This is a genomic window from Mumia sp. Pv4-285, from assembly GCF_041320275.1.
In the GTDB taxonomy this organism is placed as follows: Bacteria; Actinomycetota; Actinomycetes; order Propionibacteriales; family Nocardioidaceae; genus Mumia; species Mumia qirimensis.
The window spans coordinates 2,550,579-2,569,820 of sequence record NZ_CP162023.1 but is presented as its reverse complement, the minus strand read 5'-3'; the positions used below and the strand labels follow the sequence as shown (position 1 = coordinate 2,569,820).

General features: G+C 71.0%; 24 protein-coding genes. 15 read left to right on the top strand and 9 right to left on the bottom strand.

The window, feature by feature from the left end; genetic code table 11:
* Positions 1 to 207 precede the first annotated feature (207 nt).
* Genes AB3M34_RS12480 through AB3M34_RS12470 form a run of 3 tightly spaced genes read left to right on the top strand, consistent with a single transcriptional unit; the run spans position 208 to position 2,876 of the window.
* The gene (locus AB3M34_RS12480; protein WP_370614266.1) at positions 208 to 2,016 is read left to right on the top strand and encodes a BCCT family transporter; all 1,809 of its coding nucleotides are present in this window, start codon (positions 208 to 210) and stop codon (positions 2,014 to 2,016) included.
* A 48-nt stretch (positions 2,017 to 2,064) separates the two neighbouring features.
* Complete coding sequence (locus AB3M34_RS12475; protein ID WP_370614265.1) at positions 2,065 to 2,730, top strand: DsbA family oxidoreductase; 666 nt, start codon at positions 2,065 to 2,067, stop codon at positions 2,728 to 2,730.
* Positions 2,727 to 2,876 (top strand): hypothetical protein, encoded by a 150-nt coding sequence (locus tag AB3M34_RS12470; RefSeq protein ID WP_370614263.1) that lies wholly within the window; start codon positions 2,727 to 2,729, stop codon positions 2,874 to 2,876. Before AB3M34_RS12475 ends, AB3M34_RS12470 begins: the two co-directional genes overlap by 4 nt.
* Before the next feature lie 17 nt (positions 2,877 to 2,893).
* On the opposite strand, the gene AB3M34_RS12465 is transcribed toward AB3M34_RS12470, so the two are convergent.
* Entirely contained in the window at positions 2,894 to 3,619 is a 726-nt protein-coding gene (locus AB3M34_RS12465; RefSeq protein WP_370614262.1) for a hypothetical protein, read from the bottom strand.
* Between the two features lie 82 nt (positions 3,620 to 3,701).
* On the opposite strand from AB3M34_RS12465, the gene AB3M34_RS12460 reads away from it, so the two are divergent.
* A complete protein-coding gene (locus AB3M34_RS12460; RefSeq protein ID WP_370614261.1) occupies positions 3,702 to 4,322 on the top strand; it encodes a TetR/AcrR family transcriptional regulator in 621 nt (206 codons plus the stop codon).
* A 12-nt stretch (positions 4,323 to 4,334) separates the two neighbouring features.
* On the opposite strand, the gene AB3M34_RS12455 is transcribed toward AB3M34_RS12460, so the two are convergent.
* The gene (locus AB3M34_RS12455) at positions 4,335 to 5,378 is read right to left on the bottom strand and encodes an NYN domain-containing protein (RefSeq protein WP_370614259.1); all 1,044 of its coding nucleotides are present in this window, start codon (positions 5,376 to 5,378) and stop codon (positions 4,335 to 4,337) included.
* Positions 5,379 to 5,422: 44 nt separating this feature from the next.
* A complete protein-coding gene (locus tag AB3M34_RS12450) occupies positions 5,423 to 5,671 on the bottom strand; it encodes a DUF2630 family protein (RefSeq protein WP_370614257.1) in 249 nt (82 codons plus the stop codon).
* A 92-nt stretch (positions 5,672 to 5,763) separates the two neighbouring features.
* Here AB3M34_RS12450 and AB3M34_RS12445 point away from each other — a divergent pair, with 92 nt between their 5' ends.
* The gene (locus AB3M34_RS12445) at positions 5,764 to 6,315 is read left to right on the top strand and encodes a TM2 domain-containing protein (protein WP_370614256.1); all 552 of its coding nucleotides are present in this window, start codon (positions 5,764 to 5,766) and stop codon (positions 6,313 to 6,315) included.
* Positions 6,316 to 6,353: 38 nt separating this feature from the next.
* Positions 6,354 to 6,707, top strand: a complete 354-nt coding sequence (locus AB3M34_RS12440) for a hypothetical protein (protein WP_370614254.1) — start codon at positions 6,354 to 6,356, stop codon at positions 6,705 to 6,707.
* A gap of 89 nt (positions 6,708 to 6,796) precedes the next feature.
* Here the strand turns inward: AB3M34_RS12440 and sepH are convergent, their stop codons facing one another.
* Positions 6,797 to 7,810 carry a septation protein SepH gene (gene sepH, locus AB3M34_RS12435; RefSeq protein ID WP_370614252.1) on the bottom strand — a complete coding sequence of 338 codons (1,014 nt, stop codon included), beginning with the start codon at positions 7,808 to 7,810 and terminating at the stop codon, positions 6,797 to 6,799.
* A 165-nt stretch (positions 7,811 to 7,975) separates the two neighbouring features.
* Here sepH and AB3M34_RS12430 point away from each other — a divergent pair, with 165 nt between their 5' ends.
* Positions 7,976 to 8,596 (top strand): trimeric intracellular cation channel family protein, encoded by a 621-nt coding sequence (locus AB3M34_RS12430; protein WP_370614250.1) that lies wholly within the window; start codon positions 7,976 to 7,978, stop codon positions 8,594 to 8,596.
* Here the strand turns inward: AB3M34_RS12430 and AB3M34_RS12425 are convergent.
* Positions 8,590 to 9,816 carry an MFS transporter gene (locus AB3M34_RS12425; RefSeq protein ID WP_370614248.1) on the bottom strand — a complete coding sequence of 409 codons (1,227 nt, stop codon included), beginning with the start codon at positions 9,814 to 9,816 and terminating at the stop codon, positions 8,590 to 8,592. The genes AB3M34_RS12430 and AB3M34_RS12425 overlap by 7 nt on opposite strands.
* A gap of 114 nt (positions 9,817 to 9,930) precedes the next feature.
* Between AB3M34_RS12425 and AB3M34_RS12420 the strand changes: the two genes are divergently transcribed.
* From AB3M34_RS12420 to AB3M34_RS12410, 3 genes are all read left to right on the top strand, one after another.
* Complete coding sequence (locus AB3M34_RS12420; protein ID WP_370614247.1) at positions 9,931 to 11,064, top strand: ferrochelatase; 1,134 nt, start codon at positions 9,931 to 9,933, stop codon at positions 11,062 to 11,064.
* The gene (locus AB3M34_RS12415; protein ID WP_370614245.1) at positions 11,061 to 11,882 is read left to right on the top strand and encodes an inositol monophosphatase family protein; all 822 of its coding nucleotides are present in this window, start codon (positions 11,061 to 11,063) and stop codon (positions 11,880 to 11,882) included. The genes AB3M34_RS12420 and AB3M34_RS12415 overlap by 4 nt, the downstream gene beginning before the upstream one ends.
* A 106-nt stretch (positions 11,883 to 11,988) precedes the next feature.
* Positions 11,989 to 12,285, top strand: coding sequence for a DUF4193 domain-containing protein (locus AB3M34_RS12410; protein WP_149771276.1), 297 nt, complete (start codon positions 11,989 to 11,991; stop codon positions 12,283 to 12,285).
* A 100-nt stretch (positions 12,286 to 12,385) separates the two neighbouring features.
* On the opposite strand, the gene AB3M34_RS12405 is transcribed toward AB3M34_RS12410, so the two are convergent.
* Both AB3M34_RS12405 and AB3M34_RS12400 read right to left on the bottom strand, forming a co-directional pair.
* The gene (locus tag AB3M34_RS12405) at positions 12,386 to 12,754 is read right to left on the bottom strand and encodes a DUF4235 domain-containing protein (protein ID WP_370614243.1); all 369 of its coding nucleotides are present in this window, start codon (positions 12,752 to 12,754) and stop codon (positions 12,386 to 12,388) included.
* A 93-nt stretch (positions 12,755 to 12,847) separates the two neighbouring features.
* Positions 12,848 to 13,318: a DUF3093 domain-containing protein gene (locus tag AB3M34_RS12400; RefSeq protein ID WP_370614241.1), complete on the bottom strand. Its 471-nt coding sequence runs from the start codon at positions 13,316 to 13,318 to the stop codon at positions 12,848 to 12,850.
* A 53-nt stretch (positions 13,319 to 13,371) separates the two neighbouring features.
* On the opposite strand from AB3M34_RS12400, the gene dut reads away from it, so the two are divergent.
* From dut to AB3M34_RS12380, 4 genes are read left to right on the top strand one after another with little or no spacing between them, the layout of a single operon-like run.
* Positions 13,372 to 13,827, top strand: coding sequence for a dUTP diphosphatase (gene dut / locus AB3M34_RS12395; RefSeq protein WP_370614239.1), 456 nt, complete (start codon positions 13,372 to 13,374; stop codon positions 13,825 to 13,827).
* 55 nt (positions 13,828 to 13,882) lie between these two features.
* The gene (locus AB3M34_RS12390; RefSeq protein WP_370614237.1) at positions 13,883 to 14,575 is read left to right on the top strand and encodes a DUF3710 domain-containing protein; all 693 of its coding nucleotides are present in this window, start codon (positions 13,883 to 13,885) and stop codon (positions 14,573 to 14,575) included.
* A 40-nt stretch (positions 14,576 to 14,615) separates the two neighbouring features.
* The gene (locus AB3M34_RS12385; RefSeq protein WP_370614236.1) at positions 14,616 to 14,993 is read left to right on the top strand and encodes an OB-fold nucleic acid binding domain-containing protein; all 378 of its coding nucleotides are present in this window, start codon (positions 14,616 to 14,618) and stop codon (positions 14,991 to 14,993) included.
* On the top strand, positions 14,990 to 15,757 hold the full coding sequence (locus AB3M34_RS12380) for a DUF3159 domain-containing protein (RefSeq protein ID WP_370614235.1): 768 nt from the start codon (positions 14,990 to 14,992) through the stop codon (positions 15,755 to 15,757). The genes AB3M34_RS12385 and AB3M34_RS12380 overlap by 4 nt, the downstream gene beginning before the upstream one ends.
* Before the next feature lie 8 nt (positions 15,758 to 15,765).
* On the opposite strand, the gene AB3M34_RS12375 is transcribed toward AB3M34_RS12380, so the two are convergent.
* Positions 15,766 to 16,476, bottom strand: coding sequence for a potassium channel family protein (locus AB3M34_RS12375; protein ID WP_370614234.1), 711 nt, complete (start codon positions 16,474 to 16,476; stop codon positions 15,766 to 15,768).
* The gene (locus AB3M34_RS12370; RefSeq protein ID WP_370620011.1) at positions 16,473 to 17,126 is read right to left on the bottom strand and encodes a potassium channel family protein; all 654 of its coding nucleotides are present in this window, start codon (positions 17,124 to 17,126) and stop codon (positions 16,473 to 16,475) included. The genes AB3M34_RS12375 and AB3M34_RS12370 overlap by 4 nt, the downstream gene beginning before the upstream one ends.
* 83 nt (positions 17,127 to 17,209) lie before the next feature.
* Here AB3M34_RS12370 and AB3M34_RS12365 point away from each other — a divergent pair, with 83 nt between their 5' ends.
* Positions 17,210 to 19,228 (top strand): APC family permease, encoded by a 2,019-nt coding sequence (locus tag AB3M34_RS12365; RefSeq protein ID WP_370614233.1) that lies wholly within the window; start codon positions 17,210 to 17,212, stop codon positions 19,226 to 19,228.
* Positions 19,229 to 19,242 lie beyond the last annotated feature (14 nt).

Below are 19,242 nucleotides of genomic sequence, written 5' to 3'. Positions count from 1 at the left end.
GCGAAAGGTCGCGATGGTGCGCCCGGCCCAGATAAGACAAACGCGCCAACGGTCGAACCGTTGGCGCGGACATCCACCTGCGCTGAACCGAACAACTACTTCCTGAACCCTAGCAGGTACTCGGTTGCTTCCGGCGGTCAGCGACACGCGGTTTCGGGTGGCGTCGGCGTCCCGTCGCGGGATGATCGGGGTGCGAAGGGGGGACCCATGACGATCAAACCACCAGAGCGACGGGACTCACGGCCGCGGCGTCGAGCGCCTCGGCAACGGCTGACCTCGTGGTCCGACGACGCACTCCGCGGACGGCTGACCCGACCACTCGGCGCAGGCCAGGAGCGGCCGATCGACAAGGTCGTGTTCGGCATCACGGCGGCGATCTCCATCGCCTTCGTGGCGTGGGGAGCGATCGGGACCGAGTCGTTGAGCAAGGCGGCCAGCGAGTCGCAGTCGTGGGTGATCACCAACGCAGGCTGGTTCTACGTCCTCGTGGCCAGCTACTTCGTGGTCTACGTGATCTGGATCGCGGCATCCCGGTACGGCAACATCCCGCTCGGGGCGGACGATGCCGTACCGGAGTTCAAGACCGTCTCCTGGATCGCGATGATGTTCAGCGCCGGCATGGGGATCGGTCTCATGTTCTTCGGCGTGGCCGAACCGTTGTCGCACTACGTCTCCCCGCCGCCCGGCACGGCGGAGCCGGAGACGGCCGAGGCGATGCGTGTGGCCATGGCGACGACGATGTTCCACTGGGGCCTGCACCCCTGGGCCATCTACGCGGTGGTCGGGCTGGCCATCGCGTACAGCACGTTCCGCCGGGGGCGGTCCCAGCTGGTGTCGTCGGTGTTCCGCCCGTTGCTCGGCCCCCGGACGGACGGGCCGGCGGGCAAGATCATCGACATCCTCGCGATCTTCGCGACGTTGTTCGGGTCGGCGGTGTCGCTCGGGCTCGGCGCGCTGCAGATCGGAGCCGGACTCGAGTTCCTCGACTGGACCGGACCGGTCGGCGAGCCGGCACTGGTGGCGATCATCACCATCCTCACCGCCGCGTTCATCGTGTCGGCCGTCTCCGGCATCGCGCGAGGGATCCAGTGGCTCGCGAACACCAACATGGTCCTCGCCGTCGCGCTCGCGGGCTTCGTGTTCGTCGTCGGCCCGACCCTCCTCATCCTCAACGTCATCCCGGAGACGATCGGCGCCTACCTGGGCGAGATGCCCGAGATGGCGTCGCGCACCGACGCCACGGGCGGGCCGGAGATGCAGGAGTGGCTCTCGCTCTGGACCGTCTTCTACTGGGCGTGGTGGATCTCGTGGACGCCGTTCGTCGGGATGTTCATCGCACGCATCAGCCGGGGGCGTACGATCCGGCAGTTCGTGACGGGCGTCCTTCTGGTGCCGACTCTGGTGAGCCTCGTCTGGTTCTCGATCTTCGGGACCTCCGCGATCCACGAGCAGGACGTCACGGGTGCGTTGACCGACGCCGAGGGAGCCGTCAACAGCGACTTCGCGCTGTTCCAGCTGCTCGAGCAGTATCCGATGGCGACCGTCACGTCGGTCCTGGTGATGGTCCTGGTCGCGATCTTCTTCGTCTCCGGTGCGGACGCGGCGTCGATCGTGATGGGCAGCCTCTCGCAGCACGGCGCGGTCGAGCCGAGCAAGGGCGTCGTCGTCTTCTGGGGTGCCGCGACCGGTGCCGTGGCGGCGATCATGCTGGTCCTCGGTGGTGACGACGCGCTCGCGGGCCTGCAGAGCATCACCGTCGTGACCTCGTTGCCGTTCGCGGTCATCATGGTCGGCATCACGTACGTGCTGTGGCTCGACCTGCGCACCGACGCCTTGATGGTACGCCGTGCGGTGGCGGTCGAGCTCGTCCGCGAGGCGGTCGAGGCCGGCATCGAGGAGCACGGCGAGGGGTTCTCGATCTCGACGGAACCCGTCGAGCGTGAGGAGGCGCTGCCGGTGGACGACGTCACCGCCGCCGCCGACGACGGGAGCGAGCCCCCGCGGGACGGCGCCTGAGGGCCGCCGCGCGGGAATGCTGCCGCGCCGGGCGACGTTCGTACGGGTATGACTGATCCCCTGAAGGTCGACGTGTGGTCCGACATCGCCTGCCCGTGGTGCTTCATCGGGAAGCGGCGGTTCGAAGCCGGCGTCGACGAGTACAGGGCAGCCGGGGGCGACCGCGAGATCGAGGTCGAGTACCACTCGTTCGAGCTGGCTCCCGACACGCCCGTCGACTTCGAGGGGTCGGAGGTGGAGTTCCTCGCCGGCCACAAGGGCCTCGACGAGGCACGCGTGCACCAGATGCTGACGCAAGTCACGGACATCGCGGCGAGCGTCGGTCTCGCGTACGACTTCGAGGCGCTCAAGCACACCAAGACGCTGAAGGCGCACCAGGTGCTGCACCTCGCCAAGGCGCGGGGCATCCAGCTCGATGTCGTCGAGCGGCTCTTCACGGCCTACTTCGAGGAGGGGCGCCACGTCGGGCACGACGACGAGCTCGCCGACCTCGCCGCAGAGGCCGGTCTCGATCGGGACGAGGTGCTCCAGGTCCTGGCGGACGAGTCGTACGCCGACGACGTCCGGGCCGACATCGCCCAGGCCCAGGCCTACGGCATCAACGGCGTGCCGTTCTTCGTGGTCGAGGGACGGTACGGAGTGTCGGGGGCCCAAGAGCCGCAGGCGTTCGCCCAGGTCCTCTCGACGGTCGCCGCCGAGGCGGTGGCCCGGTGACGGACCCGACGCCGTTCCAGATGGTCGGGGGAGATGCGCCGATGTGCGTGGACGGGGTGTGCGAACTGCCCGCCGCGGACGTCGAGAACTCCGTACGACCGGAGGAACCGGAGTCGGACCAGTCCGACCGCGTCACCACGAGCTGACCAGAGGTGGGCGGACCTCAGTCCTTGCCGCGGCTCCGGACGGTGACCGCCCGCGAGCTCGAGCGTGAGTGGTAGCGCGTACGGGTCGTCGTGACCCGGACCTTTCTGGGTGACTTCGCCCGCCAGCGGACCCGGAAGGTCGCGACGCCGTTCGCGTTGGTGTAGCGAACAGGGCCGATCCGCCGCCAGGCGCCCTGCCGGCGCACCGACGCGACGACGCGCACGCCGGCCTTCGGGAACCGACCGTACGGACGGGCGACCGTCACCGTCGCCCGCAGGCGGAGCTTGGCGCCGACGCGGGGCCGCCGCGGGCGGACGGAGATCTTGGTGGCGCTGGTCGGGCGGCGCAGGCTGAGCCTGCTGCTCGCGAGCGGGAGCGCGCTGCGCCCCGCCTCCGCCGGCCACGTCACGCGGGAGCGGACCGTGAACACACCCGGGCGGACCGAGCCGGCACAGACGCGGAACGCGCCCCGTCCGGAGGTGCCCTCGCCCGGGGTGACGACCGAACGGTCGACCACGCGACCGCTCGATGCGACGAGCTCGACCGTGAGACGCCAGCCCTCGCCCACGTCGGAGAGCGCGTACGAGAAGGGGTGCCCGAAGCAGTCCTCGTACAGCGTCGCGCTGCGGCTCACGACCTTGCCGGACCCGGCCGCGGCGGCGGGGCCGGGGACCAGACCGGCCGTGATCACGGTCGTCACCACCGTGGCGACGACGACCCGGAGAATGAGACCGACGTTCACCCGGCCGAGCCTAGACGACAGTCGGTCCGGGGCGCGCGACGATCCACGGCGGAGGACCCCCCGACGACGCTAGAGTTTGCGCATGCTGTCGCACGGTCAGGGCTTCGACCGATCCTCCCAGCCGTTGCGCGCCCACAACGCCATCCCCCGCGACCGCGTGCTCGACGCCGCCCGCGACCTCGTGGTCGAGGTGGGCCTGCGCGGTCTCACCATGGCCGATCTGGCGCGACGTGCCGACGTCTCGCGGGCGACGCTCTACCGGACCTGGCCGAACGTCAACGGCGTGGTCGCCGACCTGTTCACGCGCGAGTTCCACCGGATGCTGGAGGCGGTGATCCGGGGCATCTCCGGTGGCGACGCACGCACGATGCTCGTGGTGATCACCGTCGGCATGGTCCGCGAGACGCGCAGGCTCCCGCTGCTGCGACGCATCGTCGAGCTCGATCCCGGCTTCCTCGCGCCCTACATCCTGCATCGACGAGGACGCAGCACCCAGGAGCAGGCACGCCTCCTGGAGGACCTCATCCGCGACGGGCAGGCCGACGGGTCGATCCGGGACGGCGACACGTCGGTGCTGGCGTCGGCGGTCCTCCTGGACGCCTGGGCCTTCGTCCTCACGGCGCCCGTGTTCGTCGATGAAGGCGACCTCGACGCTCTCGACCAAGAGCTCACGACCATGCTCGACCGGTTCCTCCGCCCCTGAGCCGGCCGCCTGCTAGACGTGCTGGTCGATCTCGGACCAGAACGCCTCGCGCAGCTGCCAGCGCGTCTCGGTCTGGAGGATCCGGTACCGGTCGTCGCTGCGGGCGACGAGATCGGTGAGCAACGTCGAGTCGACGTCCCCGGGTATCGTCGGGCGGGTCGAGATCAGGGCACGGACGTCGGCCTGGGTGGCAGAGTCGAGCCAGTTGCGGACGACGGCCCTCACCACCTCCGGGATCTGCTCCCGCAGGTCGGCGTCAGGGTCGCCGCCGCGTCGACCGCCCTGTCCGGTGCTGCTGCTCCAGGCGAGGGCGACGGTGGGCTCGACCTGCTCGGCCGGTGGCGCGGGGGCCGGGTGCAGCCGGGCGACGTCCGACGGTGTGGGGATCCGAAGCGCCGGAGCCGCCTCGGGCTCGCGGACGGCCACGCCGGCAACCGCTGCGGCCTCGGCGACCGGGGCGAGCGGCTTCTCGAGCGGCCGGGGGGACGGCGTGATCACCGTGCGCAGGAGATCGATCGGGATCCGCAGGCGTTCGTCGACGACCCTCGCGAGGTTCATCGCCGTCGCGTGGACGCCGATCCGCGAAGTGTCGTTCGGGACGTTGAACAGCGTCACGCGGACCCCGTAGTCCTGTGCCATGTCCACGGCCTCGGTCAGGTCGTCGTCGCCCGACACGAGATAGATCTCGGCGACGGCACCCTGGAGGGCGAGGTTGACCAGGTCGAGGGCGATGCGGGTGTCCACGCCCTTCTGGGCGCCTTCGTTGTTGACGCGACCGAGGCGGAGCTTCACGTCCGGCAGCAGCGAGACGAGGTTGTGCTCCTCCGACAGCTGTCGCGTCGCCTGCGCGTTCGCGGCGTCGTACCAGAACACGCGCAGCAGATCGGTGTCCGTCGTCTCGGCGACGGACGTCTTGATGCCGGTGACGAGGCGTTCCCAGCTGACGGCGATCGCGCGGCGCAACGAGGTGCCGACGAGGACCTGCGCCGACGAGGCGAGCAGATAGCCCGCGTCGACGAGGATGGCGTGCCGATCAGATCGAGCGAGCCGAGTCATCTGGTCAGGCTAGTACGGCTACCAAGGTGCCGCCGGAGGCGAGATCAGCTGAGGTAGCCCTCGACCTCGTCGGCCGGCCGGACCTTCGCTGTCGCGGGGTCCTCGCCGAACTCCTCCTTCGCCCGCCGCTGGCGGAGCAGGTCCCAGCACTGGTCGAGCTGGGTCTCCACCTCGGCGAGCCGTGCCAGCTCGGTGTCCGCGTCGGTCTCACCGCGTTCGCGGCGGCTCCGCAGGTCCTTCTCCTCGGCCACGAGCGAGGAGATCGTGCCCAGGATGTCGTGCTCGGTCGTCATACGCGCCTCCTGACGTGTTGCCACCACCGTAGGCCGCCGGGCGGTCGACCGGCGACCGCTAGGGTGTGGGAAGCCATCACGAAGGAGCAGCTGTGACCGAAACCCCTCCCTCCGGACAGCCGGACCCCACGACGCCGGACGCCGGCGGGCCGGGCAGCAGCCAGCCCGATCCAGCACAGGCGCCGGACGGCGGATGGGGCTGGGCGCCGGACCCCGCCGGCGGTGGAGCGACCGGCCAGGAGGCGCCGTACGGTCAGCAGCCCGGCTACGATCCGCAGCAGCCCGGCTACGGCTACGGTCAGCAGCCGCCGTACGGTCAGCAGCCCTACGGCTACGGTCAGCAACCGCCGTACGGTCAGCAGCCCTACGGCTACGGTCAGCAGCCGCCGTACGGTGCTCCGTACGGCTACGTCGACCCCTACGCGAAGAGCAAGCTCGTGGCCGGGCTGCTCGGCATCTTCCTGGGCGGGTTCGGCATCCACCGGTTCTATCTCGGCTTCACCGGGATCGGCGTCGCCCAGATCATCGTCACGATCCTGACGTGCGGCATCGGCGCGATCTGGGGATTCATCGAAGGCATCCTCTATCTCGTCGGTGCCAACGGACTGACGACGGACGCCACCGGTCGTCCGCTCAAGGAATGACGGTGCGAGGGCTGAAGGCGCGAGGAGGTTCGCCGGTGGTGGGACGTCGGGTGGCGGTCGCGCTCGCCGGAGCGCTCGCGTGCGCTGCGCTGAGTGCCTGCGGTGGCGGGGGTGACGACGACTCGAGCGGGTGCCTCGGCACCGCCGACGGCGGCACCGTCCTCGTCCAGGGCACCAACACGCCGTTGATCGAGGGCGTGGGTGCAGGCGTCGGGTCGATCGACGTCGACCCGGAGAAGGCGACCGCCATCCTCACGCTGAGCACCGGAGACGACCCGGCCAACGTCCGATCGGTCCCCGTGACCGTCGGCACCGAGTTCGATGCAGCGGGCCAGAAGCTCGCGGTGGTCCAGATCTGCCGCGGCTCGGTGACGGTCGACGCCGTCGGCTGAGCCATCGTCGGCCACCTGCCGGCGGCCAACGACAACGCCCCGCCTTCGACCGAAGGCGGGGCGTTAGTCGTACGACGTGGTGCAGGCTGTCAGGCCTTGTCGCCGAACATGATCTCGTCCCACGACGGGACCCGGCGGCGCTCGCGACGCCGAGGGGCCCGCTTGCGCGGCTGCTCGTCGGCACCGTCCGGGGTGTCGTCCGCCGCGTCGTCGGACGACGGGACGTCCGCAGACTCTTCCGGCCCTCGCGCGGCGGGTACGTCGAACGGCGCGTCCGAGTGTGGCTCGTCGTTGGGCGCGGGAGGTGCCGTGGGCGCGGCGGCACGCGGTTCGTCGAGCTCGAGCGTCGGCTCGACGTCCTCGACGACACCAGGGATGTCGTGCAGGCTGAGCTGTTCGTCGGCGCGGTCGTTCGCGGCGGCGGCACGCCGTGCACGCGCCTGACGCAGCGACGTGACGCGGGGGTCGGACCCGAGCTCGACGACGTCCACCGGCCGCGAGACGGCGTCGGCGATCGCCATCTCGGCCGAGTCAGACGCCTCGGGGACGTCGCCCACGAGCTCGCGCGCGCCGTCGTCGTCGGCGAACGTGTAACGACCGGCGGGGTCGAACACGTACTCGGCCGACACCGCCCCGGCGCGCACGGTGACCGTCCACCGGGCGTCGTCACGGCGGTAGGAGTCCCATCCGGCGGAGGAGGGATCGATGCCGCGGCTGCGCAGCGTCGTGTCGACCGACTCGCCGAGGGTCAGCGCGTTCGACTGCGCGTGCTTGCGGCGCACGGTCGCGCCGCGCGCCCGCTCAGCCATGTGCTCGCGCTCGGCGAGGACGGGGTGGGCGTAACCCAAGATCCGTTCCACCGGGAGCTCCGCAGCGGCTGCCACCTCCTCCGGCGACTCTCCACGGCGGATCCGAGCCTGGATGTCTCGCGGACGCAGTGCACTGTCCATCGCTATCTCCAACTGGCCGAGTCGTGCCCGGTCGTTCCTGAGGGTGGCGCGCATCCGGTCGTCGACAGCGACGCGGAACAGCTCACCGACCGGGCCGCGCAGGACCAGGAACTGCTGGTCCTCGCTCAGCCCCACCACGGTGAGGTCTCGCATCTGTGCCTCCGCCCTCTACGCCTCGTACCAGCCCCAGTGTCGACTGCTTGCCGGGTCAATCCAAGCAAGCGCGCCGGACGACCGGTCGCCGGGTCCTCCCGTTCGTGCCCGCGACACCGTCCTCCAGCCGGGGCTGGGCCCGTCGGGTCACGCTACCGTCGTTCCGTGTCCACCGCGCTCGTCGTCCTCGACCTGGTCGGTATCGCCGCCTTCGCGTTGTCGGGAGCACTCGTCGCGGTGCGCAAGCCGCTCGACGTCTTCGGCGTGCTCGTCCTCGCGGGAGCGACGGGTCTCGGTGGCGGCTTCCTCCGCGACCTCCTCATCGGGGCGACACCGCCGGCAGCGCTGATGGACTGGCGCTACCTCCTGGTGCCGTTCGTCGCCGGGCTCGTCGCGTTCCGGTTCCATCCCGTGCTCGGGCGGCTCGAGCGCGAGATCTCGGTCTTCGACGCGGCGGGGATGGGCCTGTTCAGCGTGACCGGAGCGGTCAAGGCGCTCGAGTACGGCCTCGAGCCGCCGGCGGCAGCGCTGCTCGGCATGGTCACCGCGATCGGCGGCGGCGTGATCCGCGACCTGCTGGCAGGCCGGGTCCCGGTCGTCCTGCGCGAGGAGCTGTACGCGTTCCCCGCCCTGGTCGGCGCCTCGATCGCGGTCGCGGCCGTGGAGCTCGGCCTGCACGGTGTGTGGGTCCTCGTGCCGGGAGCCGTCATCGCGTTCGGCTACCGGATGATCGCCCTCCGTCGGGGGTGGCACGCGCCGCTCCCACCGGGGATGGACGGCTACTGACCGCTGCTGGTGGCGTGCGCGGGCTCGTCCCAGTCGGCGGGCTCGGTGCGCGGGACGCGGACCACCCAAGCCCCGGCCGCGGCGAGAACCCCGGCCACGAGGCACACCAGGTAGCCCCACGACGGAGCGGCGTTGTCGACGACCCAGCCCGACACGGCGGCGCCAGGGGCGACCCCGGTGGCCAGGCCGGTCGTGAACCACGAGATCCCTTCGGTGAGGCGCGCCTTCGGCACCCCGCGCTCGATCAGCTGCGTGGACGCGACCATGCTGGGGGCGATCGCGAACCCGGACACGAAGAGCGCGACAGCGACCAGCGGCAGCGCCGACGTGACCAGGAGCGGGACGATGCTCATGGTGAGGACTGCGGTCGTGATCCGCAGCTGGGTGAGAGGAGAGATCGGCAACGGGCGCGCGCCGACGAGGAAGCCGGCGATCAGGCTGCCCGCCGCCCAGATCGCGAGGAGCACGCCGGACAGCTCCTTGTGACCGGCGTGGTCGGCAACGGCCACCGTCACGACCTCGGCCGCACCGAAGAGCACACCGAACCCGACCCCCGCGCCGACGAGCGGGACCAGGAGCCCGTAGGGCAGACGCCCGCGGCTGCCTGACGCTGCATCGCTCGCCCGCCCCGACGGCGGCTCCGTACGCCGCTGGACCGCGAGCGCCACGGATCCGCTGACACCCGCGACCCCGGCGACGATCAGCCCCACGTACGGGCTGACGAGGGTCGCGAGGAACGTGACGACCACCGGGCCGACGATGAACACGACCTCGTCGAGGACCGCCTCGAGCGCGTAGGCGGTGGGGATCATCGACGGCGGGGCGTTGTGGGTCCACCGGGCACGCACCATCGAGCCCGCCTGCGGGAGCGCGAACCCGATGACCGCTGCGAGCAGGTGCGGCACGGGCGCTGGGACGTCCTCGTAGATCGCGAGCAGACCGAGCGCGAGGGAGAACCCGAACAGCGCGGCGGTCGCGGGAAGGACGCGGTGCTGCCCGAACCGGTCGGTGAGGCGCCCCTGGACGGGCGCGCCGACGGCGTTCGCGATCACCGCGGCAGCGGAGATCGTGCCCGCCTTCGCGTACGAGCCGGTCTGCTCCGAGACGAGGAGCACGAGTCCGAGCCCCAGCATGGAGATCGGCAGGCGGGCCACCAGCGCCGCGGCGCTGAAGGCCGGCGCACCGGGCACCGCGAGGATCCGGCGGTACGAGTCGAGCACGGCGTTCCTTCGAGACAAGCCGTCGCACGGACGGATGTGGCGGAGGAGACACCCTCCGGGCGGCCCGTCGGGGCTGCATCTGCAGGGTAGCCCGTGGGTTGACAGGATTGCCGCATGGATCCCGTGGCCCCCGACACCAGCCCGTACGACGCGTTCCTCCTGGTCTCGTTCGGTGGCCCGGAGCAACCCGACGACGTCGTCCCGTTCCTCGAGAACGTCACGCGCGGTCGCGGCATCCCGAAGGAGCGGCTCGTCGAGGTGGGGGAGCACTACTTCTCGTTCGGCGGGCGCTCGCCGATCAACGACCAGAACCGCGACCTCATCGCGGTGCTGCGCCTCGAGCTGGCGTCGCACGGCATCGATCTCCCGATCTACTGGGGCAACCGCAACTGGGACCCCTACCTCACGGACACCCTCGCCCAGATGCGTGAGGACGGAGTGGAGCGGGCGGTCTCCCTCTTCACCAGCGCCTACACCTCGTACTCCGGCTGTCGCCAGTACCGCGAGAACCTGTACGACGCCTCGACGGCGATCGGCGAGGGAGCTCCACGGCTGGACCGGGTGCGCCACTACTTCAACCACCCCGGCTTCGTCGCGCCGTTCGTGGACGGGGCAGTCGCGGCGCTCGAACAGCTCGGGCGCGACGGCCACGACAGCGACGCCGCCCGGCTCGTCTTCGTCACCCACTCCATCCCGGACGCGATGAACGCCGCGAGCGGCCGCCATGTCGTCGAGGGGGCCGAGGTCGGGGGAGAGGCGTACGTCCGGGAGCACCGCGACGTAGCCGACGTCATCGCCTCCCAGGTCGCGGAACGGACCGGCGTCGAACGGCCGTACGAGCTCGTCTACTGCTCCCGGTCCGGGCCCCCACAGGTCCCGTGGCTCGAGCCGGACGTCAACGACCACCTGGAGTCGGTCGCCGCCAGCGGCGTCGGGGCGGTCGTCCTGCTGCCGATCGGCTTCGTCTCGGACCACATGGAGGTCATCTACGACCTCGACACCGAGGCCAAGGCCACCGCGGAGCGCCTCGGGCTCGGGTTCGCGCGGGTTCCGACGCCGGGCGTCGACGCACGGTTCGTGGCGGCGATCCGCGAGCTGGTCGTGGAGCGTGCCGCTCTCGCGCGGGACGAGGCTCCGGACCAGCCCGCGGTCGGCGCGCTGCCGCCGGGCTGGAACGTCTGCCCGGTCGGGTGCTGCGCCAACCTGCGCGAGCCGGGACGCCCCGCGCTGCTGGGGTCGGACCGGTGAGCGGGCGGCCGAGCGGCGACGCGCTGCTGGACCTCGCACTGAGGACTGCGCGCGAGGCCGCCGCGTACGCACGGGACGTGCGACCGTCCGGCCGGGTCGAGGTCGCCGCCACGAAGTCGAGCGACACCGACCCCGTCACCGCGATCGACCGGGCCACTGAGCAGCTGGTCCGCGAGCGCATCACCGCGGAGCGACCCGGGGACGCCATCCTGGGGGAGGAAGGCGGAGAGAGCGGCCGGGCAGAGGCGACGAGCCAGGTCCGGTGGGTCGTCGACCCGATCGACGGCACGGTGAACTTCATCTACGGACTGGCGCACTCCGCCGTGGCGATCGCTGCCGAGGTCGACGGCGAGGTCGAGGTGGGCTGCGTCGTCGACATCACGACCGGCCACGAGTACACCGCGATCCGCGGCCAGGGCTCGTACCGGCGCGAGGGGCCGGCGGAACGCGCCGTCCGGCTGCGGTCGGTGGCACCTCCCGAGGCGGCGCACGCGCTCGTCGCGACCGGGTTCAACTACGTCCCGGACGTCCGGGCGCGTCAGGCGGTCGCGGTCGCCCGGCTCCTGCTCCATGTACGTGACATCCGTCGCACCGGATCGGCGGCACTCGACTTCTGCATGCTCGCCGCCGGCAGCTTCGACGCGTACGTCGAGCAAGGTCTCGCGCCGTGGGACATCGCCGCAGGTGGCCTCATCGCCCGCGAGGCCGGGGTTGTCGTCCAAGGACTGGACGGAATCCCCGACGAGCGTCTCGTCGTGGCGGCCCCAGAAGCGTTCGCGCAGGAATTTTTACGACTCGTTCGCGCTTGTGGCTTCTGAAGTTGGGTGAAGCGGATCTGTGTGGCACAATCTGCGCGCCTGAAGGTTACGAAATTAGGATGATCCCGGCCCGTCGAGGTCGGGCGATATACGCAGAGGAGGGTTCATGGCGACTGATTACGACGCTCCTCGGAAGACCGAAGAAGAGCAGTCGGAAGACAGCATCGAGGAGCTCAAGGCACGCCGTCACGAGAAGAACTCGGGCAAGGTGGACGAGGACGAGGTCGAGGCCGCGGAGTCGTTCGAGCTTCCTGGTGCCGATCTGTCGCACGAAGAGCTCTCGGTCCAGGTGCTTCCGAGACAGTCGGACGAGTTCACGTGCACCTCGTGCTTCCTGGTGCACCACCGCAGTCAGCTGGCCCGGGAGAAGGGCAACCAGCTGATCTGCGTCGACTGCGCCTGAGTCCAGGCCGCGTCGCGTCCGAGAGGCACGCACAACGCCCCCGCACCGCATCGGCGGTCGGGGGCGTCGTCGTGTCCGTGTGCGTCGTACTCGGGACGGCTCAGGACTCGGGGAGCTTGACCGTCGGCGGGAACTTGGTGGGCAGCAGTCCCGGCGGGAGCTCGCCGGTCGAACGCACCCAGTAGTTCACCAGCTGCCGGTTGAGGACGACCTTGATGACGCCCGCGCTGGCGCCGGCCAGCACCGCCCAGGTGACGGCCTCCCGGGTCGCGAGGTCGGGGTTGCGCGAGTCGGCGTCCGTCGGCGGCTTGCGTCCGGTCGCCGCGCGCCACACGAGCGACGCGCCCTGGGCCGCGAGGACGCCGGACGCGATCGTCGCGGTGCGGTCCATCAGCTTCCAGGTGGCCTTGCTCGGGGCCTTCCGCTTGCCGCCGTCGGCGTCGGACGCCTTCTTCTTGCTGCGCGCCACGCTCATCCTTCCCTTCGTCGTGGTCCGGTCGGACCCTCTCCGCGGAACGTTAGTCGCTCCGAGGCCGCCGCGGGCAGTGGCGGAGGGAAGCGGTCAGGCGCGCGCGTGGCCGTCGCTGATGGCGTCCGCGAGCTCGTACGGGCGCCGGGTGCCGATCAGCCAGTACGGCGTGGGGTCGCGCGGGTCGGCGACGTCGACCCGCACGGCGGTGGCGATGTAGGGCCGGACGAGGAAGAACGCGCGGGCGTCGGCCTGGGGGCCGTGCAGGGCGCGGGTCTGTGCGGCGTCGAGGACGGTCACGTCGCCGCAGTGCACCAGGGGGAGCCGGGCGGCCCCCGCCCGCAGATGGACGTTCGAGACCACGATCGCCGTGCTGCCGTACTGGGCGAGCCCGGCTCCGACGGCCACGGCAGCGACCACCGCGGCGCCGGCGGCGACCCACATCGGCGTCGCCAGCACGAAGATCCACCAGACGATCACGGTGAGCCCGGCGCACGCCAGCCACCACGAGACCGGGACGCTGAGGTTCTCGCGGTACGACGGCGCGTCAGCGTCTCGGGTCATGGGACAAGGTTCCCATGACGGTGAGGGTCGCCTGACCGGTAGGGTCGTCCACCATGGTCGAGGTGATGGTGACGCTGCTGGACCCGTCGATCCCGCTGCCGTCGTACGCCCACCCGGGCGATGCGGGCGCGGATCTGTGCACGACGGTGGACGTGACCCTGCAACCCGGCGAGCGGGCCGTGGTCCCCACCGGCATCGCGATCGCCCTGCCCGTCGGCTACGTCGCGCTGGTCCATCCGCGCAGCGGCCTGGCCGCGCGCGCGGGACTGTCGATCGTGAACGCGCCGGGGACCGTCGATGCCGGGTACCGTGGAGAGATCAAGGTGTGCCTCGTCAACCTCGACCCGCGCGAGCCGATCGTCCTCGCGCGAGGGGACCGGATCGCTCAGCTGGTCCTCCAGCGGGTCGAGCAGGCGTCCTTCACCGTCGTCGACGCCCTGCCGGAGTCCTCGCGAGGGGCCGGGGGGTACGGTTCGACGGGTGGGTTCGCCGTGACATCGGCCACCTGATGCACGAGCCCGGCCGCCCCGTGCCGGCCGCTGACAGCACGAGAGGAGCGCGGTGATGTTCGGTCGTCGCAAGAAGGACCAGGCCGACGCCGAGATCGAGGGAGCCGACGTCGTCGACGGTGCGGATACCTCCGACGAGGGAGCGGCCTCTGCCGACGAAGGCACCGGCTTCGATCGTTCCTCCGGACCCTGGGACGCCTCCGAGCGGGACGTGCCCGAGGACGACCCGACGTACGTCGATGCGGGCGCCATGATCGTCCGCGGCCGTGCGGGTCTCGACCTCCAGATCCCCACCGACCCTCAGACCGGAGTCGCGACCTCCGTGGTCGCCCTGGCCGAGGAGAGCGCCGTCGAGCTGCGCGCCTTCGCCGCGCCCCGCCACTCCGGGCTCTGGGACGACATCCGGCCGGAGATCATCGCCGAGGTGAAGCGGGTGGGGGGCACCGTCGAGGAGGTCGAGTCGTCGTTCGGGCTCGAGCTGCGCGTCGAGGTGCCCGTCCAGGCGCCCGACGGCCGCCAGGGCGTGCAGGCGAGCCGGATCATCGGCGTCGACGGCCCGCGCTGGCTGCTCCGCGCGACCTTCATGGGCAAGCTCGGCGCCTCCGCCGACCCCGACAGCGTCCTCGAGCAGGCCGTCCGCGACGTGGTCGTGGTCCGGGGCGATGCGCCGATGCCGCCACGCGAGCAGATCCCGATCGTCGTCCCGGCCGGCGCCGTCCGCGCCGACGCCGAGACGAAAGAGGCGTGAACGGGCGCCACGTCGGCCGTCCGCGACCTAGGCTGGAAGCATGAGCCCCACGAGCGGCACCACGAGCCTGTGGTCGCGCACGCGCGAACGCATGAGCGACCTCGCCGATCGGGAGGACGACGCCCAGCTCCGCGAGGAAGCGGTCGAGGCCGGTTGTCGTCCCGTGTGCGACCAGCGCATCGGTGAGGTCGTGACGGTCCACGGCGAGATCCGGGCGGTGACCTACCGGCCGCGCTCGGGCGCCCGTGCGCTCGAGGCGCTGCTGTACGACGGGTCCGGGGCGCTGACGCTGGTGTGGATCGGACGCACCCGCATCGCGGGCATCGAGGCCGGGCGCTCCCTCACGGCGACGGGCAGGCTCGGTGTGCGTGACGGCGGTCGTGTGCTCTACAACCCCCGTTACGAGCTGTGCCGATGACCTCCGCCCCCGACGGCGCCGCCGAGCCGAGCAGCACCGGGCCGACCGACGCCGCCGAACCGGCCGCGAAGGCGACGCCGACCACGGTCGAGCAGGTCGTCCGTGCCCAGCTGTCGAAGGCCCTCGGTGGTGCACGGGGCATGCTCGAGGCCGCGGTCCCGACGATCGGTTTCACCCTCACGTGGCTCACGACCCGCGAGCTCAAGCTCGCGCTCGGCGTCAGCCTCGGGCTGGCGGTGGTCCTCCTCCTTCTGCGGATCTTCCAGCGGAGCACCGTGCAGTTCGTCCTCAACTCGATGGTCGGGATCGGCATCGCCGCCGTTTTCGCCCTGCGGTCCGGGGAGGCACGCGACGCCTTCCTGCCGGGTCTCATCTACAACGGTGTGTACGCCGTCGGTCTGGTGTTCACCGTTCTCATCGGGTGGCCCCTGGTCGGATTCATCGTCGGCAGCGTGACCGGCGACGCGACCGCCTGGCACCGCGACCGCGCGCTCGTCCGCCTGTGCTCGGTCCTCACGCTGCTGCTGGCGCTCCCGTGCGCACTACGGGTCGCGGTCCAGTACCCGTTGTGGGCGGGCGACCACGTCGGCCTGCTCGCGACGGCGAAGATCGCGATGGGGTGGCCGCTCCAGCTGGCGACGCTCGCCGGGATGGTCTATCTGCTCGGCCGCAACCACACGCCGATCGAGGATCCGGAGAAGGCGGGCAAGCTGCTGTCGCAAGAGGCGCTCGAGATCCAGCCCAAGCTCCAACCCCGCGACTGACCCAGGCGTCAGTCGTCGGCGACGACGGACCGGCGCTCGGGCTTGCCCGAACCCTTGTGCTCGGTCGGAGCCAAGAGGTGCTCGAGCTCGGCCTCGGAGTCGGTCGGAGCGACGAAGAGGAGCTCGTCACCCGCCTCGAGGGAGCGGTCGCGCTCAGGTGCCTGGATGCCCTTGCTGCGCAGGATCGCGACGAGCACCACGTCCCGCGGCCACCGGATGTCGCCGACCCGCACCCCGACGTACGGCGAGTCGGCGGGCAGCGTCAGCTCGACCAGGTTGGAGTTCGAGCCGCGCAGGGTGAACAGCCGCACGAGGTCGCCGACCGTGACGGCCTCCTCGACGAGCGCCGACATGAGCCGAGGGGTCGAGACCGCGACGTCGACGCCCCAGGCGCCGCTGAACAGCCATTCGTTGTCGGGGTGGTTGACGCGCGCGACGGTGCGTGCCACCGCGAACTCGGTCTTGGCCAGCAGGGACACGACGAGGTTGGCCTTGTCGTCGCCGGTCGCGGCGATGACGACGTCGCACTGCTCGAGGTGCGCCGTCTCCAGAGCGGACAGCTCGCACGCGTCGGCGAGCAGCCACTCGGCCTCCGGGATGGAGTCGGAGCGGATCGCGCGTGGCTGCCGGTCGATGAGCAGCACCTCGTGGCCGTTCTCCAGCAGCTCGGCGGCGACCGAACGGCCGACCGCGCCGGCTCCGGCGATGGCGACCTTCATACGTCCTCCTCGCGGGGTCCGCGCTCCAGCGTCTCGAAGACGTCGGCGGAGTCGGCGATGGCGGTGAAGAGGTGGAGCACGTCGCCGTCCTGGATGAGCGTCTCGCGGTCGGGGAGCATCGCCTTGCCGAAGCGCGTGACGCACGCGACGCGGCCGCCGACCTCGCGCTCCAGCAGCTGGATCTCACGACCGACCCACGAGGTCTTGACCTTCACGAGGTCGGCGCGCACCTCGCCGCTCGGGTCGCGGTAGACGGGGTCGTGCCCGGACGGGAGGAGCTTGCGCAGCACGTGGTCGGCTGCCCACGTCACCGTGGGAACCGTGGGGACGCCGAGACGGTCGAACACCTCGGCTCGGCCGGGGTCGTAGATGCGTGCCACGACGTTGTCGACGCCGAACAGCTCGCGCGCGACACGTGCGGCGATGATGTTGGAGTTGTCTCCGGAGGAGACCGCCGCGAAGGCGTCGGCGCGCTCGATGCCGGCACGCCGCTGCACGTCGCGGTCGAAGCCGAGACCGGTGACGGTCAGGCCGGTGAACGTGGGGCCGAGGCGGCGGAACGCATCGGCGTCGCTGTCGATGACGGCGAGCGAATGACCGCGTCCCTCGAGCCGGCGCGCCAGGGTCGAGCCGACGCGGCCGCACCCCATGATCACGATGTGCACGCGACGACGCTACACCGCGAACGGCACGCGCGGCTGTGCGGACGGCCGGACGGGTCTACGATCCTCGCGTGGGAATGGCCGAGCTGGGCAAGCGCGTGTTCGTCGGACGGAAGCTGCGCAGCACGCAGCTCGAGGAGACACTCCTGCCCAAGAGGATCGCGTTGCCCGTGTTTGCGAGCGACGCGCTCTCGTCGGTGGCGTACGCGCCCGACGAGATCTTCCTCGTGCTCTCGATGGGCGGTTTGTCGGCCTACTCGTTCAACTGGAAGATCGGCATCGCCGTCGCGGTGGTGATGCTGGTGGTGGTCACGTCGTACCGGCAGAACGTGCGCGCCTACCCCAGCGGTGGCGGCGACTACGAGGTCGCGACCGTCAACCTCGGCCCCCGCGCCGGAGTCACGGTGGCGTCGGCGCTGATGGTCGACTACGTGCTCACCGTCGCAGTGTCGATCTCGTCGGGCGTGCAGAACGCGACGGCGGCGCTCCCGTTCCTCAAGGGCCACGAGGCCGTGGCCGCGTCGGTTCTCGTGCTGCTGCTCGTCGCCATCAACCTGCGCGGGCTGCGGGAGTCCGGGGTGGCGTTCGCCGTCCCCTCGTACCTCTTCATGATCGCGATCCTCGGCATGGCGGCGTGGGGGTTCGCGCGCTACGCGTTCGGTGACCTGCCGAAGGTCGCCAGCGCCGACCTCGAGATCGTCGCGGAGGAGCCGTACGTCGGGGCGGTGTCGACGATCGCGATGACGTTCCTGCTCGCGCGGGCGTTCTCGTCGGGGTGCGCGGCCCTGACCGGCGTCGAGGCGATCAGCAACGGTGTGCCGGCGTTCCGGCGCCCCAAGAGCAAGAACGCGGCCACGACGCTGGCGCTGCTCGGCGTCATCGCGGTCACGATGCTGCTCAGCATCATCTTCCTGGCCGACCTCATGCACCTGCGCTTCGCCGAGGACCCGGCGACACAGCTGATGCGCGACGGCGTCCCGGTGGGCGACTCGTACTCCCAGGACACCGTGATCGGCCAGCTCGCCGCGGCCGTGTACGACAACGCGATGCCGATGTTCTACTTCACGGTCGCCGTCACCGGCGTGATCCTGATCCTGGCCGCGAACACGGCGTTCAACGGGTTCCCGGTCCTCGGCTCGGTCCTCGCTCGTGACGGTCTGCTCCCGCGCCAGCTCGACACCCGTGGCGACCGGCTCGCGTTCAGCAACGGCATCGTCCTGCTCGGCCTCGCGGCCGTCGTGCTGATCCTCGCGTTCGACGCGGAGGTGACGCGCCTCATCCAGCTCTACATCGTCGGCGTGTTCGTGTCGTTCACGCTCAGCCAGCTCGGCATGCTCCGGCACTGGAACCGGCTACTCCCGAACGTCGTCGATCCGGTGGACCGTCGCCGGATGATGCGGTCACGGGCGGTGAACATGGTCGGTCTCGCCATGACCGGGACGGTCCTCGTGATCGTCCTGCTGACGAAGTTCCTCGCCGGTGCCTGGATCGCGATCACGGCCATGGTCGTGCTCTACGCCGTCATGCGGCGGATCCGGCGGCACTACGACGCGGTGGCCGAGGAGCTGGAGATCGAGGACTCCGACGTCACGTTGCCGTCGCGCGTCCACGCGATCGTGCTCGTCGGCCGCCTCCACAAGCCCGTCATGCGGGCGCTCGCGTACGCGCGGGTGTCCCGGCCCGACACCCTCGAGGCGCTCACGGTGGACCTCGACACCGAGTCGACGGCCCGGCTCACCGAGCGGTGGGACGAGCTCGACATCCCGGTGCCTCTGGTGGTGGTCGGGTCGCCGTACCGCGAGCTCGTGCGTCCGGTGATCAAGTACGTCAAGGAGGTCCGCCGGGCGAGCCCGCGGGACATCGTGATGGTGTACGTGCCGGAGTACGTCGTCGGACGCTGGTACGAGCAGCTGCTGCACAACCAGACCGCGCTGCGCCTGAAGGGACGCCTGCTGTTCACGCCGGGCGTCCTGGTCACCAGCGTCCCGTACCAGCTGCGGTCCGCGAAGCAGCGCGGGCCGGAGCGCGTACGCCCGGTGCCGGGCGAGGTCCGCCAGGGCCGGTCGTTCAACGAGCGCCGCCAGCTCTGACATTGCGGCCATGC

Excerpts from the sequence above, each read along its gene's own strand:
- AB3M34_RS12380 (WP_370614235.1), top strand. The coding sequence starts at position 14,990 with ATGACCTCCGCCCCCGACGGCGCCGCCGAGCCGAGCAGCACCGGGCCG.
- AB3M34_RS12480 (WP_370614266.1), top strand. The coding sequence starts at position 208 with ATGACGATCAAACCACCAGAGCGACGGGACTCACGGCCGCGGCGTCGA.
- AB3M34_RS12455 (WP_370614259.1), bottom strand. The coding sequence starts at position 5,378 with ATGACTCGGCTCGCTCGATCTGATCGGCACGCCATCCTCGTCGACGCG.
- AB3M34_RS12450 (WP_370614257.1), bottom strand. The coding sequence starts at position 5,671 with ATGACGACCGAGCACGACATCCTGGGCACGATCTCCTCGCTCGTGGCC.
- sepH (WP_370614252.1), bottom strand. The coding sequence starts at position 7,810 with ATGCGAGACCTCACCGTGGTGGGGCTGAGCGAGGACCAGCAGTTCCTG.
- AB3M34_RS12390 (WP_370614237.1), top strand. The coding sequence starts at position 13,883 with ATGTTCGGTCGTCGCAAGAAGGACCAGGCCGACGCCGAGATCGAGGGA.
- AB3M34_RS12475 (WP_370614265.1), top strand. The coding sequence starts at position 2,065 with ATGACTGATCCCCTGAAGGTCGACGTGTGGTCCGACATCGCCTGCCCG.
- dut (WP_370614239.1), top strand. The coding sequence starts at position 13,372 with ATGGTCGAGGTGATGGTGACGCTGCTGGACCCGTCGATCCCGCTGCCG.
- AB3M34_RS12370 (WP_370620011.1), bottom strand. The coding sequence starts at position 17,126 with ATGGGGTGCGGCCGCGTCGGCTCGACCCTGGCGCGCCGGCTCGAGGGA.
- AB3M34_RS12460 (WP_370614261.1), top strand. The coding sequence starts at position 3,702 with ATGCTGTCGCACGGTCAGGGCTTCGACCGATCCTCCCAGCCGTTGCGC.
- AB3M34_RS12410 (WP_149771276.1), top strand. The coding sequence starts at position 11,989 with ATGGCGACTGATTACGACGCTCCTCGGAAGACCGAAGAAGAGCAGTCG.
- AB3M34_RS12400 (WP_370614241.1), bottom strand. The coding sequence starts at position 13,318 with ATGACCCGAGACGCTGACGCGCCGTCGTACCGCGAGAACCTCAGCGTC.
- AB3M34_RS12375 (WP_370614234.1), bottom strand. The coding sequence starts at position 16,476 with ATGAAGGTCGCCATCGCCGGAGCCGGCGCGGTCGGCCGTTCGGTCGCC.
- AB3M34_RS12420 (WP_370614247.1), top strand. The coding sequence starts at position 9,931 with ATGGATCCCGTGGCCCCCGACACCAGCCCGTACGACGCGTTCCTCCTG.
- AB3M34_RS12385 (WP_370614236.1), top strand. The coding sequence starts at position 14,616 with ATGAGCCCCACGAGCGGCACCACGAGCCTGTGGTCGCGCACGCGCGAA.